The sequence below is a fragment of the Lutibacter maritimus genome (assembly GCF_900116115.1).
Classification (GTDB): Bacteria; Bacteroidota; Bacteroidia; order Flavobacteriales; family Flavobacteriaceae; genus Lutibacter; species Lutibacter maritimus.
Genome location: NZ_FOZP01000003.1, coordinates 144,415 through 159,030, shown reverse-complemented (window position 1 = coordinate 159,030; position 14,616 = coordinate 144,415). Strand labels below are relative to the sequence as shown.

General features: G+C 29.0%; 18 protein-coding genes. 14 read left to right on the top strand and 4 right to left on the bottom strand.

Translation table 11 applies throughout. From position 1 onward, the window contains the following. Positions 1-12 precede the first annotated feature (12 nt). Positions 13-993 (top strand): tRNA dihydrouridine synthase DusB, encoded by a 981-nt coding sequence (gene dusB / locus BM335_RS06225; protein WP_090224381.1) that lies wholly within the window; start codon positions 13-15, stop codon positions 991-993. Positions 994-1,151: 158 nt separating this feature from the next. Here the strand turns inward: dusB and BM335_RS06220 are convergent, their stop codons facing one another. Both BM335_RS06220 and rbfA read right to left on the bottom strand, forming a co-directional pair. Beyond that, complete coding sequence (locus BM335_RS06220; RefSeq protein ID WP_090224378.1) at positions 1,152-2,354, bottom strand: ABC transporter permease; 1,203 nt, start codon at positions 2,352-2,354, stop codon at positions 1,152-1,154. A 1-nt stretch (position 2,355) separates the two neighbouring features. Then, on the bottom strand, positions 2,356-2,748 hold the full coding sequence (gene rbfA / locus BM335_RS06215) for a 30S ribosome-binding factor RbfA (RefSeq protein ID WP_090224376.1): 393 nt from the start codon (positions 2,746-2,748) through the stop codon (positions 2,356-2,358). A gap of 182 nt (positions 2,749-2,930) precedes the next feature. On the opposite strand from rbfA, the gene BM335_RS06210 reads away from it, so the two are divergent. From BM335_RS06210 to truB, 5 genes are all read left to right on the top strand, one after another. Beyond that, positions 2,931-3,392: a hypothetical protein gene (locus tag BM335_RS06210; RefSeq protein WP_090224373.1), complete on the top strand. Its 462-nt coding sequence runs from the start codon at positions 2,931-2,933 to the stop codon at positions 3,390-3,392. A 96-nt stretch (positions 3,393-3,488) separates the two neighbouring features. Beyond that, positions 3,489-4,367 carry a cell division protein FtsX gene (locus BM335_RS06205; RefSeq protein ID WP_090224371.1) on the top strand — a complete coding sequence of 293 codons (879 nt, stop codon included), beginning with the start codon at positions 3,489-3,491 and terminating at the stop codon, positions 4,365-4,367. A gap of 2 nt (positions 4,368-4,369) precedes the next feature. Further along, a complete protein-coding gene (locus tag BM335_RS06200; RefSeq protein WP_090224369.1) occupies positions 4,370-4,615 on the top strand; it encodes a DUF3098 domain-containing protein in 246 nt (81 codons plus the stop codon). 2 nt (positions 4,616-4,617) lie between these two features. Continuing rightward, positions 4,618-5,430, top strand: a complete 813-nt coding sequence (locus BM335_RS06195; protein WP_090224366.1) for an undecaprenyl-diphosphate phosphatase — start codon at positions 4,618-4,620, stop codon at positions 5,428-5,430. Then, on the top strand, positions 5,430-6,122 hold the full coding sequence (gene truB / locus BM335_RS06190; RefSeq protein WP_090224364.1) for a tRNA pseudouridine(55) synthase TruB: 693 nt from the start codon (positions 5,430-5,432) through the stop codon (positions 6,120-6,122). Before BM335_RS06195 ends, truB begins: the two co-directional genes overlap by 1 nt. Before the next feature lies 1 nt (position 6,123). Here truB and BM335_RS06185 read toward each other — a convergent pair whose 3' ends face one another. Both BM335_RS06185 and BM335_RS06180 read right to left on the bottom strand, forming a co-directional pair. Beyond that, a complete protein-coding gene (locus BM335_RS06185; RefSeq protein ID WP_090224362.1) occupies positions 6,124-6,609 on the bottom strand; it encodes an ABC transporter ATPase in 486 nt (161 codons plus the stop codon). Between the two features lie 46 nt (positions 6,610-6,655). After that, positions 6,656-7,255: a thioredoxin family protein gene (locus BM335_RS06180; RefSeq protein WP_090224360.1), complete on the bottom strand. Its 600-nt coding sequence runs from the start codon at positions 7,253-7,255 to the stop codon at positions 6,656-6,658. A 234-nt stretch (positions 7,256-7,489) separates the two neighbouring features. On the opposite strand from BM335_RS06180, the gene BM335_RS06175 reads away from it, so the two are divergent. The 8 genes from BM335_RS06175 to BM335_RS06140 all read left to right on the top strand — a co-directional run bounded on the left by BM335_RS06175 (position 7,490) and on the right by BM335_RS06140 (position 14,584). After that, positions 7,490-8,068, top strand: a complete 579-nt coding sequence (locus BM335_RS06175; RefSeq protein ID WP_090224358.1) for a fasciclin domain-containing protein — start codon at positions 7,490-7,492, stop codon at positions 8,066-8,068. A gap of 36 nt (positions 8,069-8,104) precedes the next feature. Further along, positions 8,105-8,575: a c-type cytochrome gene (locus tag BM335_RS06170; RefSeq protein WP_090224355.1), complete on the top strand. Its 471-nt coding sequence runs from the start codon at positions 8,105-8,107 to the stop codon at positions 8,573-8,575. A gap of 39 nt (positions 8,576-8,614) precedes the next feature. Beyond that, entirely contained in the window at positions 8,615-10,591 is a 1,977-nt protein-coding gene (gene nosZ / locus BM335_RS06165) for a Sec-dependent nitrous-oxide reductase (protein WP_090224353.1), read from the top strand. A 157-nt stretch (positions 10,592-10,748) separates the two neighbouring features. Then, positions 10,749-11,339 (top strand): hypothetical protein, encoded by a 591-nt coding sequence (locus tag BM335_RS06160; protein WP_090224351.1) that lies wholly within the window; start codon positions 10,749-10,751, stop codon positions 11,337-11,339. A gap of 89 nt (positions 11,340-11,428) precedes the next feature. Then, on the top strand, positions 11,429-11,875 hold the full coding sequence (locus tag BM335_RS06155; protein WP_090224348.1) for a nitrous oxide reductase accessory protein NosL: 447 nt from the start codon (positions 11,429-11,431) through the stop codon (positions 11,873-11,875). Position 11,876: 1 nt separating this feature from the next. Continuing rightward, on the top strand, positions 11,877-13,115 hold the full coding sequence (gene nosD, locus BM335_RS06150) for a nitrous oxide reductase family maturation protein NosD (protein WP_090224346.1): 1,239 nt from the start codon (positions 11,877-11,879) through the stop codon (positions 13,113-13,115). Next, the gene (locus BM335_RS06145) at positions 13,102-13,809 is read left to right on the top strand and encodes an ABC transporter ATP-binding protein (RefSeq protein WP_090224344.1); all 708 of its coding nucleotides are present in this window, start codon (positions 13,102-13,104) and stop codon (positions 13,807-13,809) included. The genes nosD and BM335_RS06145 overlap by 14 nt, the downstream gene beginning before the upstream one ends. Further along, positions 13,802-14,584, top strand: coding sequence for an ABC transporter permease (locus tag BM335_RS06140; RefSeq protein WP_090224341.1), 783 nt, complete (start codon positions 13,802-13,804; stop codon positions 14,582-14,584). The genes BM335_RS06145 and BM335_RS06140 overlap by 8 nt, the downstream gene beginning before the upstream one ends. Positions 14,585-14,616: the final 32 nt, after the last annotated feature.

Below are 14,616 nucleotides of genomic sequence, written 5' to 3'. Positions count from 1 at the left end.
AATTTTTTGATTTTGATTAAAATAGGCGATATAGAATTATGTGATTTCCCATTGTTGTTAGCACCAATGGAAGATGTGAGTGATCCACCGTTTAGAGCGTTGTGCAAAGAACAAGGCGCAGATGTGGTGTATACTGAATTTATTTCTAGTGAAGGTTTGATTCGTGATGCTGCTAAAAGTAGAAAAAAACTGGATATTTATGAAAAAGAACGTCCAGTTGGAATTCAAATTTTTGGAGCAAATTTAGAATCGATGCTACGAACAGTTGAAATTGTTGAACAATCTAACCCTGATATTATTGATATTAATTTTGGTTGTCCTGTTAAAAAGGTGGTGAGTAAAGGAGCTGGAGCTGGAATTTTAAAAGATATAGATTTAATGGTAAGTTTAACCGAAGCAATGGTGAAACATACCAAACTGCCAATTACAGTTAAAACCAGATTGGGTTGGGATGAAGATTCTATAAAAATTGTTGAAGTTGCTGAACGTTTGCAAGATGTTGGTTGTGCGGCAATTTCCATTCACGGAAGAACACGTAAACAAATGTATAAAGGTTCCGCAAATTGGAAACCAATTGCAGATGTTAAAAATAATTCACGTATGCACATTCCTGTTTTTGGAAATGGTGATGTAAATACTCCTGAAAAAGCAATGGAAATGCGTGATAAATTTGGATTAGATGGTGCAATGATTGGGCGCGCAAGTATTGGAAATCCTTGGTTTTTTAAACAAGTGAAACACTTTTTTGAAACAGGTGAACATTTACCCGAAATAACCATTGCAGAGCGTGTTGAAATGGCAAGAAGACATTTGCAAATGGAAATTGACTGGAAAGAAAATGAAATAGTTGGTGTTATGGAAACACGTCGCCATTATACAAATTACTTTAAAGGGATTCCTAATTTTAAAGAATATAGAATGAAAATGGTGACTTCAGATTCTGCACAAGAGGTATTTGATGCTTTTGAAGAAGTGTTGCAAAAATTTGCCTAGTTTCTGCAATATTAATGGTACATCTAAAGAAACATTTAAAATTGTTGATTCTTATAAATTGGTTATTAAAGAACTTTTAGAGATTGCATTTTTAAATATCATTTATTAGTGTGAGTGATAGCCAAAATAAATTATACGTTTTTGTAAAACCGAACTAATTATTCTACCAATTTTATTGAAATTCTGCTACTTGCAATTTTTGAAGCTAAAAAGCCTAACACCAAAATGGTTATTATAACGGTAAGTACATTTGTGTAATTAAATTCAACTGGATAGGCTAGGTTAGGAGTTATCATAAATAAACTGTACTTTTTTTGAAGTAAAACCAGTAGTATTCCTAATGTTAATCCAATAAAAAGTCCAACTACGGATAGTAAAAAACCTTGTAAAATAAAAACGCGTTTTATATCTTTAATGGTTGCGCCAATATTATATAGTGTTTTTAGGTTGTCACGTTTATCTAAAATCATCATAATTATTGCGCCAATTACATTAAATAATGCAATTATTAAAATAAGGGTAAATATTAAATACGAAGCCAAATTTTCAGTATTCAACATTTTATAAAAAACAGCATTTAATTGTTCACGTGTTTCAATTTTATAATCGGATCCTAATGTAGTTTTTAAAGCGTTTATAATTGCAGATCTATCTTCAATATTGGTGACTTTTAATTCAATAGCTGAAATTTGTTCTGGCGTGTATCCTACTAATTCTTGTGCAACTTCTAATGATATAAAAGTGAATTTTTTATCAATTTCATCTGTTAAAGCATAAATGCCAATAGGTTGTGTATGGATTTCGGTAAATGCATTATTTGGATTTGTAATATAGCCCGAACCTGGTTTTGGAACATACACTTTTAGCGGTTCTAAATAATCAAAAACACCTACAGATAAAATAGCTGAAATTCCGTTTCCAACTACTGCTCCATAAGGAATTTCTTGATTTAACCAACTTCCAATATAAACAGTGGTGTCTATACTATTTACGTTTGTGTAATTTATATCTACTCCTTTAATATAAGCAATATGCGTTTTTTCATGAAATTCAAAAAAAGCGCGTTCTTCAATTACTTTTGAATATGATGCTATTCCGTTTTGCTGTTCAATTTTAGATTGAAATGATTTATCAAAAAGAAACGATTTTCCTTTTTCAGAAGTTATTTTAATATCTGGATCAGAAGTGTTTAAAAAACCAATACTAAATTCTCTAAGTCCAGAAAAACCAGATAATACAATAAACAAAGCCAACGTACCAATTACAACACCAATTGCTGCAATAAATGTGATAATATTTATAGTGTTGTTGCTGCTTTTGGAAAATAAGTATCGCTTAGCTATGTAAAAAGGAAAATTCAATTTATCGTTTTTGACGTTTGTCTAAAATATCAGGATTTGTAATTGGGTTTTCGTTTTTGCCACGTAACGCATTGTCAATGTTTTCAATATAATCTAAACTATCATCAATATAAAAAGATAATTCAGGCATTCTTCTTAGCTGATCTCTAGTGCGTTTTGCTAATTCGTATCTAATTGTAGCAGCATTTTCTTTTACGCCTTTTAAAATAATTTCACGCTTTAATTGTGGGAAAACGCTTAAGTATACTTTTGCTTGCGATAAATCTGTAGTAACATTTACTTTGGTAACAGATATAATTACTCCCTTCATTCCATCTTGAGCGGCGTGTTGTAAAACTTCTGCTAAATCTTTTTGTAAAACACCTGCTATTTTTTTTTGTCTGTTTGTTTCCATAATGCAAAGATAATAGTTAAATATACATAATTTCTATTTTATTTTTATTCATAACTAATTACTGAAAGTTGAAAAAGTTTTTATCAGTTACGTTTTTTAAAGTTTTATTATTTCTTAAATTTGAGTATGTATTGTGAAAATTATACTTTAAAAGTTTTTTTTTGAACATACACCATTTAAAAATGCCACGAAAAATAGTATTGTTTATAGTATTAAGTACATTTTTTTTAACTGTATATTTAGTGTTTTCTGGAGCAGAAATACTTAATAAACCCTTAATAAATGCTATAGGAATGCCTTTTGGAACATTAATTTCATGGATAGGCATTATAGCATTTCCTTTTTCAATTTATTTTGCTTGTAAGCATATTAATAATCCAAAAACAAGATTTTCAAAAAACTATCAAACAGTTTTAAAAATACTAATAATACTAGCATTTTTATGGGGTATTGTGGGTTACTATTTAGCAGATAATTGGGCTTTTAATTTTTCAAGTAAATCAGTATTTAGAGGAGGAGTGAAAGCAGCTACTTATTTTTGGAATTATACTTACACAATAGTTATTTTACCAATACTATTTGTTATTGTTTACGGTTTACATTCAGTATTTAAAAAAATAAATATAAACCGAAAATTAAAATAGAAAACAAATTTCTTCGTTCTTAAATTAATCGTTTGTTGCACTTGCCACAACTAACAACAAATTTGTATATTGCAGCCTATTTAATACATATTACTTTTGGATAAATCATTTGAAAAATATCAAAAAAGAAGGTTAAGATCTTCATACTTTTCTGTAATTATAAGCATTGCATTGGTGCTTTTCTTGGTTGGAATTTTAGGGCTTATTGTATTAAAAACTAACAGCATAACTAAACATTTTAAAGAAAAAGTAGCAATTACAGTATTTTTAAAAGACGATGCTAAAAATGATGATATTAAAATTTTACAAGCTGAGTTAAAAAAAGCAGAATATACCAAATCGGTAACTTTTATCTCTAAATCTGAAGCAGCTAAAATATACAGCGAAGAAATAGGTGAAAATTTTTTAGATTTTTTAGGTGAAAATCCATTAAAAGACGCTTTTGATGTTTCTTTAAAATCAGATTTTGTAACTCCAGAAAAAATGTTAGAGATAGAAAATCAATTAAAAATAAGAAGTATTGTTGCTGAAGTGTCTTATGATAAACCTTTAATTGAAATTTTAACTAAAAATATAACACGTTTAAGTTTTTGGATGCTACTATTTAGCGGTTTATTTACACTAATAGCAGTTGTTTTAATAAACAGTTCTATCAGATTATCTGTTTACTCTAAACGTTTTACAATTAAAACCATGCAAATGGTGGGGGCAACCAAAGGATTTATTAGAGTACCGTTTATTATACAAAGTATAAAGTTAGGAATTATAGGTGCTTTTGTATCTATTGTTGGACTACTTTTATTTATTACCTACATTAATAAAATGGTTCCAGAAATTGAATTATTGTCAGATTATAAAATTTTAGGAATTTTATTTGTTACAATAATTAGTTTAGGAATTTTAATTACCTGGATAAGCACATTTTTTGCAACTCAAAGGTTTTTAAACCTTAGAACCGATGAATTATATTACTAAAAATGAAAGAAAAAAATCAAAACAACCAAAGCGAATTTTTATTTAAAAAAAAGAATTACTTAATTATGCTTATTGGAATTCTTTTAATTGCAATTGGCTTTATATTAATGGCAGGTGGTGGAAGTGATGACCCAACTGTTTTTAATGAAGAAATTTATAATTTTAGAAGAATTCGTTTGGCACCAACACTTGTTTTAATTGGTTTAGCTGTTGAAATTTATGCTATTATGGCGAAGCCGAAAAAATAAGCATGAATTATATTGAAGTCATTATTTTAGCCATAATTGAAGGGTTTACAGAATATCTTCCCGTTTCATCAACTGGACATATGATTATTGCATCATCTTTTATGAAAATTGCCAATGATGATTTTACAAAACTATTTACAATTGTTATTCAATTAGGAGCAATCTTAGCAGTTTTAGCATTGTATTGGAAACAATTTTTTCAAAGTGTAGACTTTTATGTAAAATTATTTATAGCATTTATTCCTGCCGTTTTTTTTGGATTACTTTTCAATAATACAATTGATGGGCTTTTAGAAAGTCCATTGGTAGTAGCAATTTCACTAATTTTAGGTGGTGTTTTACTATTAAAAGTTGATGATTGGTTTAAATCTAATGAGGAATTTGATGCTGAAAATCCAACAGCACATTCCGAGATAAGTTATTTAACAGCACTTAAAATTGGTTTTTTTCAATGTTTAGCCATGATTCCCGGTACATCAAGAAGTGGAGCTACAATTGTTGGTGGAATGACTCAAAAATTAAACAGAAAAACAGCTGCCGAGTTTTCATTTTTTTTGGCAGTACCAACCATGTTTGGTGCAACTGCTAAAAAATTATACGATTATTTTGGAGACGGTTTGGTTTTATCAGGATCACAAATAAACTATTTAATTATTGGAAATATTATAGCATTTATTGTTGCTATAATTGCTATAAAATCATTTATAGACTATTTAAGTAAAAAAGGATTTAAAATTTTCGGTTATTATCGTATAATTTTAGGAATAGCTTTATTATTCATTCACTATTTTATTTACCCATTATCTATTATTTAATGTTAACTGTTGAAGATTTTAAAAACGGACAAGTTTTATTAATTGATAAACCTTTAAATTGGACTTCCTTTCAGGTGGTTAATAAAATACGTTGGCATATTCGTCAAAAATTTAATTTAAAGAAAATTAAGGTTGGGCACGCTGGCACTCTAGATCCTTTGGCAAGTGGCTTGTTAATTATTTGTACTGGAAATTTCACAAAAAAAATTGATGAATATCAAGGGCAAATTAAGGAATATATAGGTGAAATTACTTTAGGAGCAACTACTCCAAGTTACGACATGGAAACTGAATTAAATGAAACTTTTAAAACTGAACATATTTCCGAAGAATTAATACATTACACAGCAAAACAATTTATTGGTGATATTGAACAAAAACCACCCATGTTTTCAGCATTAAAAAAAGACGGTGTGCGTTTGTACGATATGGCACGTGAAGGAAAAGAGATTGAAATTCCTGTACGAAAAATTTCAATTCCAGAATTTGAAATTACTAAAATTGATTTACCAAAAATTGAATTTAGAGTAGTTTGTAGTAAAGGAACTTATATTCGTTCACTGGCTTATGATTTTGGAAAAGCATTAAACTCCGGCGCTTATTTATCTAAATTAAGAAGAACCAAAATTGGTAAATTTAATGTTGAAAATGCTTTAGAACCTTTAAAATATATTGAAAAACAATTAAGTTAATTTATTTAACCAACCTGCCTAACCAGCTTTCCATAATATTAATTTCCCAATTATAACGTAATTCTTCTTTAACAGTAATCATATTGTTAAAAACAATGGTTTTATCAGATACAGCTTTTGATTTTATAAGTTTTTTAAACTCAATTAAATCTTTGTATTGTACAAAATCACCTTGTTTATAACATACATTTATTTTGTCCATTAAAACAATATTATATTGTTTTTCTAATTCAAGAATAAGTGTTGTTAATGCGTCATGAGTATCTAAACTTAATGCATGTTCAGTATCATCAGCGGCAATAATTATAAAACGGTCATGTTTTATTAAAAAAGAACATTCTACATCATTTCTGTCACTTTTCCAGTTTTGTAAAAAGGTTTCAATTTTTTTAGAAATTTCATCAACTTCTTGTGGATAAAACTTTCTGTTTGATGGGAAAACCCAAATTTTTGCTTCTTCTGGAATTGTGCTAAAACCTACTATCATTTTTATAATTTTGGGTAAAGATATTGAAAATAACAGTAGTTTAAGCTTATGAAGCTTTTAATAGTTTTATTAAATCTTCCTGTGTGCTATTTCCTTTATCTTTATTGTACCAGATTTGTAGATCTTTTTTAAATTCAGCATCAAGTGCACCATTTTTTTCTTTATAATCTTGCACCATTTTAGTTGCAATAAAAGGTCTAGGCCCCCAAGAATTAATCACAGTATTTTTTTCATCAACAATTATTACTTTTGGAATAGATTTACTTCCATTTGTTAAAAAATGATTCATTAAATCTTCATTTTCATCACGAAATACAATTTTTAAATCAATTTTGGTAGAAGCTTCGGCAAGTAAATTTAAAATTGGTAAAATTTGAGCCGCATCTCCACACCAACCTTCAGCAATTACTAAAAACTGAAATTTTTTATTAAGATGTTTTAATGAATTTAAAGTTTCATCAGAAATTTTTAAGGTTTTATCAAGCCTATCCATACGCTTATCATTTAATAAGCTATAATCTAACAAAGCTTCCGATTGTTCTACGCCTGTTGACAGCCCTTGTGAAAGTAAATTTTTAATCTTTTCTCTATATTCTTTATAGGTTAGTCCTTTTAATAAACTACTCTCTATTAGTTTGTTATTCATTTTTTTTTGTTATATTTAACTCAGTATATTGTCGTTTATAAATTTAAAACTTACAAATTATGTACTTTATATTTTCACAAAAATACAACATATTTATACATCAATATGTTATATAAGTCACTGAAATAAAGATAAAAATATCTTAATATCTAAATATATGATTTTTATCATATTTCGTCTCATTTTTGAACATTACATTTGTTGAATTATTTATTAACGTTAATAATATATTTTATGAAAAAAATTAATTTAACTACCACGCTTTTAGCAGTATTAGCAATTTTTACGATAGCATGCAATGGAGGAGAAAAAAAACAAGTTATTGAAAATTCAGAAACAGATGAAGTATCTGTAGGTTATGGACAATCTGCAGTTAAAGATACAGTATCTGCTGCAAATGTATTGCAAGTAGCCAAATCATTAGATGATTTTAAAACCTTGGTTACAGCTGTAGAAGCAGCTGGAGTAGAAGATGCACTTGTAAATGCAGGACCATTAACTGTTTTTGCACCTGTAAACGCAGCGTTTGATAAATTGCCAGCAGGAACAGTTGAAAATTTATTGAAACCAGAAAATAAGTCGCAATTAGCAATGATTTTAAAAAATCACGTTGCGCCTGCAAATTACCCTGACACACAGTTATCAAAAGAAGCAAAAAAAGGACGAAAATTATATATGGCATCAGGTAAATATTTAGTAGTTGAAGAAAAAGAAGATGGAATTTATGTAGGAGGAACAAAAATATTAAAAACTGTACAAGTAAGTAATGGTTGGATTCACGTTATAGATAACGTATTAGTTCCAACAGAATAATTAAATAAATCAAAAAAATAATAAACTATTAGTAACATGAAATTAAAAGTATTTGTATTAGCGGTAATTGTTGCCTTTGTAACAAGCTGTGGAAGTGATGGAAAAAAAGATGATAAAAATGCGCAACCTCAAGAAGATGCAAAAGCAGAACCAACAGTGGTTGACCCAATGCAAGATAAAGGTATTGGACCAGTTAAAAGTATAACTTTAGGTGAAATAGATCAAACAATGGCAGATGCAGGAAAAGAAATTTTTAAAGCAAAATGTTCTGCTTGTCATAAAGAAGATAAACGTTTTGTTGGACCAGCATTGGCGGGTGTAACTGAAAGACGTACCCCTGAGTGGATTATGAATATGATTTTAAATCCTGAAGTTATGGTTGCTGAAAACCCAATCGCAAAACAATTATTGGCAGAATATTTGTCGCCAATGGCAAATCAAAGCTTAACTGAAGATGAGGCTAGAAAAGTCTTAGAATACTTCAGAACTTTAAAGGTTGCAGAATAAACCTTTAAACACAAACTAAAACAACAAACAAATAATAGTATGAAAACAATTTTTAAATCTTTATTAGCATTAACAATAGTATCAACAGTACTAAGTAGTTGTGGTAACGGAGGCGACAAAGGAAAGCAGGGAGCTTTATCAAGTTCCGCTGCTGAAAAAGTATACGTTGCACCTGGTGAACACGATGAATTTTATGCATTTGTTTCAGGAGGCTTTAGTGGACAGTTAGCTGTTTATGGCCTTCCTTCTGGTCGTTTATTTAAAGTAATTCCTGTTTTTTCAGTAGATGCTGAAAAGGCGTATGGATTTAACGAAGAAACAAAACCGATGTTAAATACGTCTCATGGATTTATTCCTTGGGATGATTCGCACCATCCAGACATTTCGCAAACAGCAGGTGAATTAGATGGACGTTGGGTGTTTATTAATGGTAACAACACACCTCGTATTGCAAAAATTGACTTAACAACTTTTGAAACTACCGAGATTATTGAAATTCCTAACTCAGCAGGTAACCACAGTTCATCTTTTGTAACTGAAAATACAGAATATGTTGTTGCTGGTACTCGTTTTTCTGTGCCTTATCCTCAAAGAGATATGCCAATTAAAGAGTACAAAGGTAACTTTAAAGGTGCTTTAACTTTTATTTCTGTTGATCCAGAAGATGGAGCAATGGATATCAAGTTTCAAATTATGATGCCAGGTTTTAACTATGATTTATCGCATCCTGGAAGAGGAAAGTCTCACGGATGGTTTTTCTTTACAACCTATAATACAGAAGAAGCAAACTCATTGTTAGAAGTAAACGCATCTCAAAACGATAAAGATTTTATTGCAGCAATTAACTGGAAAAAAATTGAAGAATATGTAAATAATGGTGGCGGTACAAAAGCACCAACAAATTATGCGCATAACGTTTATAGTGATGAAACACATAGCGCTACTTCTACAATGAAAAAAGAAATTTTAATTGTGAATCCTTCAGATGTTCCTGGTGCAATTTATTTCTTACCAACACCAAAATCTCCGCATGGTTGTGATGTAGATCCAACAGGAGAATACATTATTGGTAATGGTAAATTAGCAGCAGAATTAACTGCGCATTCATTTACAAAAATGCTAGCAGCTATTGAAGGTAAAAAGTTTGATGGTGAAGCGTATGGAATTCCAATTTTAAAATACGAAGAAATTTTAGGAGGTTCAGTAAAACAACCAGGTTTAGGTCCATTACATACTGAATTTGATGGAAAAGGATATGCGTATACTACATTCTTTATTTCTTCGGAAGTTGTAAAATGGAAATTAGGAACTTGGGAAGTAATTGATAGAAAACCAACCTATTATTCAGTAGGTCACTTAATGATTCCTGGTGGAAATTCAAGAAAACCATTTGGAAAGTATGTATTAGCAATGAACAAAATCACAAAAGATCGTTATTTACCAACGGGTCCTGAAGTTACACAATCTGCGCAATTATATGATATTACTGGTGAAAAAATGGAATTATTATTAGATTTTCCAACCATTGGTGAACCGCATTATGCCGCAGGAATACCAGCGGAATTAATAAAAGAACGTTCTAAAAAAATATACAAATTAGAAGAAAACAAACATAAATATGTTACTAAATCTGAAGCTGATGGTAAAGTTGTTAGAACAGGTAATGAAGTTCATATTTATATGACAATGATTCGTTCTCACTTTTCTCCAGATAATATTGAAGGTGTGCAAGTTGGTGACAAAGTATATTTCCACGTAACTAATTTAGAACAAGATTATGATGTTCCTCACGGAATTTCAATGATTGGTGCTAACACATCAGAACTTTTAATTATGCCAGGTCAAACTGAAACATTTGTTTGGGAACCTAATCAGGTAGGTGTTTGGCCATTCTATTGTACAGATTTCTGTTCTGCATTACACCAAGAAATGCAAGGTTATGTTAGAGTTTCTCCAAAAGGATCAACTGTTCCAATTACCTATACACTTGACGGTGATCCAATAGGAGGTGAATAGTATTCTTTTTAGATTGATTTTTAAAGGATAAAAAACGGGCAAGAGATTTATACTTGCCCGTTTCCAATAAAAACTTTTGAAGTTACTAAGCTATTAAAAAAGTTTTAAAATTAACTTTCAGCAGATTTTATCTTAAAACTTAAATCTCATCATAATAATGAAAAAATCTAAAATATTAATGATAATAGGCTCACTATTATTATTAGGTCTATTTATATTTCCTCTTTGGAATATTACTTTAGAAGCTCCACAATATCCTATTCCATTAGGAATGGATATTCATATTAATAAATTTGTAGATACACATGAGTTTGATATTAAAAATATCAACTTAATGAACCATTATGTAGGAATGCAGTATATTCCAGAAACCATTCCTGAGTTTAAAATATTTCCTTGGGCTATTGGAATTATGGTCGTACTTGGTGTAATTATTGGGTTCCTTGGAAATTATAAATTATTTTTAGTTTGGTTTGTAATAATGACCTTATTGGGCGTTGCAGGAATGTATGATTTCTATTTATGGGAATATGATTATGGACATAATTTAAGTGCAAAGGCAATCATGAATTTTAAAAATCCAGATGGAACAGTTATGGGATTTCAACCGCCATTATTTGGATCAAAAGATATTTTAAACTTTAAAGCACATTCATATCCAAGACTAGGTGCTTATTTTATGTTTCTTGGAATGTTTTTAACTTTTATGGCTTTTTTTGTTGGAAAAAAAGAAGCAAAATCGAAATAATAAGTACTAACTTATTATGTTAAAACTTATATAGAATATTTTTTATATGCGTTTTAATGTATATTTATAATCTAAAAAAATCGAAAATAATGAGAACTAATTTCTACAAACCATTTATTGGTTTCGCTATTTTGTTGCTTACAATTTCGTGTAAAACTGAACCCGAAGCAATTGATTTTGGTAAAGATCAATGTAGTTTTTGTATGATGAATATTGTTGATAAAACACATGCGGCACAATACGTTACAAAAAAAGGAAAACAATTTAAATTTGATTCCATAGAATGTATGGTTAATGATTTAAGTGAAAAAAATGAAGATGAAATGCCAATTATGTTGGTTGCTAATTATGCAAATCCAGGTGAAATGATTGATGCCCAAACAGCTTCATATTTAATTAGTACAGCAATAAAAAGTCCAATGGGAGCAAACCTTTCAGCAGTTTCTACTACTGAAAAAGCTAATGAACTACAACAAAAATATTCAGGTGATATTTATACTTGGCAAACTTTAAAACAACGACTTTCAGATAAATAAAATGAAAAAAGTAACCTTCTTTTTTTTACTTTTTAGCATTACTTTACTTCAAGCTAAAAAAATTGAGGTATGTAAAAGCTGTGAAATTTCAACCATTAAAAAAGCGTTGGAATTGGCTGAAAATGGTGATGAAATTTTTATAAAAAAAGGTGTTTACAAAGAAAATGATATTGAAGTAAATAAAGCAGTTACAATTTCAGGAGAAGAAGGCTCCATAATAGATGGTAGTTTTAAAAGTGGTGTTTTGCATATTACGTCAGATAATTTTGTGTTGAAAAATATTAAAATTATAAATGTTGGGGTAAGTTATACCAAAGATTTTGCAGCCGTAAAAGTGGTGAAATGTAAAAATTTTACCATTCAAAATATTGTGTTAGATCAAATATTTTTTGGCATTTTAATTGAAAAATCACATTACGGAAAAATTATTGGAAACAAACTTTCAAGTACAGCTAAAGATGAAGCAAACTCTGGAAATGGTATTCATATTTGGCACAGTTCAAATATGATTGTGGATAGTAATGAAGTTTTTGGAATGCGTGACGGAATCTATTTTGAGTTTGTTACCGAAAGTAAAGTCCATAACAATAACAGTCATAATAATGTTAGGTATGGACTTCATTTTATGTTTTCGAACAATGATACTTACTATAAGAACATTTTTAAAAATAACGGTGCAGGTGTTGCTGTAATGTTTTCAAAATTTATAACAATGTATCAAAATAAATTTCTTGATAATTGGGGGTCAGCTTCATATGGTTTGTTGTTAAAAGAAATTTACGATACACAAATTTACGATAACCTTTTTCAAGAAAACACTATAGGTATAAAAGGAGAAGGATGTACACGTATCAATTATAAAAACAATACATTTTTACGAAACGGTTGGGCAATTAAAATTGCAGGAGCTTGCTACACAAATATTTTTGAAAAGAACGATTTTATGCATAATTCCTTAGATTTAGCATACAACACAAAGGTAAACGATAATAAATTTGAAAATAATCATTGGAGTGAATATACGGGGTACGATTTGGATAAAGATGGTGTTGGAGATATTCCTTATAGACCTGTAAAATTGTTTTCGTATGTAGTTAATAAAACTCCAGAAGCCTTGGTTTTATTAAGAAGTTTGTTTGTAGATATTATCAATTTTTCTGAAAAAGTATCACCAGTTTTTACTCCAGATGATTTGATGGATAAAAAACCTATAATGAATAGAATAAATGATAGATTTTAAAAATTTACATAAAAAGTTTGGAAAATTAGTGGTTCTAAATGGTCTTGATTTAAATATTAAAGAAGGCGGAATTTTTGCCATTTTAGGTCCAAATGGATCTGGTAAAACTACTTTAATTAAATGTTTGTTAGGAATGGTAATTCCAAACGAAGGAACTATTACCTATAAAAATAAAAGTGTTTTACGAAAATGGGATTATAGAAACGACTTAAATTATTTACCACAAATTGCCAATTTTCCACCAAACTTAACAGTTTTAGAATTGATTGAGATGGTTAAAAATTTGCGTCCAAAACAAAGTAATGAACAAGATTTAATCAAACTTTTTGGATTAACAGATTCACTTCATAAAAAATTAGGAAACCTCTCTGGTGGTACAAAACAAAAGGTAAATATTGTGCTTACCTTTATGTTTGACAGTAACTTAATTATTTTAGATGAACCAACAAACGGACTAGATCCAATTGCCCTAATACATTTAAAAGAACTAATTCTAAAAGAAAAGGCCAAAGGTAAAACCATATTAATCACAACTCATATAATGAGTTTTGTTGATGAAATGGCTGACGAAATTGTGTTTATTTTAGATGGTAAAATATACTTTAAAGGAAGTGTAGATGCCTTAAAAACACAAACAAAAAATGATAATTTAGAACACGCAATTGCCAATTTAATTGCCAAACAATATGCTTAAAATATTAAAATATAGTTTTTACGATTTAATGCGTAGCCGTTGGAGCTATGTGTATTTTCTATTTTATTTATTATTAGGTTTTGTTTTACTATTTTTAAATAATGATGTAAACAAAGCAGTCATTACTTTAATGAATATTATTATAGTTTTAACGCCTTTAATTGGGACCATTTTTGGAGTAATGTATTATTATAATTCAAAAGAATTTACAGAACTTTTATTGGCCCAACCAATTAATAGAAAGAAGATTTTTATGGGGCAATATTTAGGGATTTCAATTTCACTAACACTTAGTTTAGTGTTAGGTTTAGGCATACCATTTGTATTGTACGGATTATTTAAATCGGCGGCAATTTTTAACTTTGGATTGTTATTGGTAGTTGGTTCTTTCTTAAACTTTATTTTTGTTGCGCTTTCATATAATATTGCACTTTCAACAGAAAATAAAATAAAAGGCTTTGGTTATGCCATTTTAATGTGGTTGTTTTTAGCTGTAATTTACGATGGTGTTTTTCTTATTTCATTAGTAATGTTTGATGAATATCCGTTAGATAAATTTTCATTAATTGCTACAATGTTTAATCCAATAGATTTATCAAGAATTTTAATTTTGTTGAAGTTAGATATATCAGCACTTTTAGGATATACAGGTGCAGTTTTTAGAAAATTCTTTGGAACCAATTTAGGAATGGTACTTTCTATGTCAATATTAATATTATGGGTGATAATTCCAGTAACAAGAATAAATTTTAAATTGAAAAACAAAGATTTTTAATTCAATTTTTAAGAATAAAACTTACAATTATC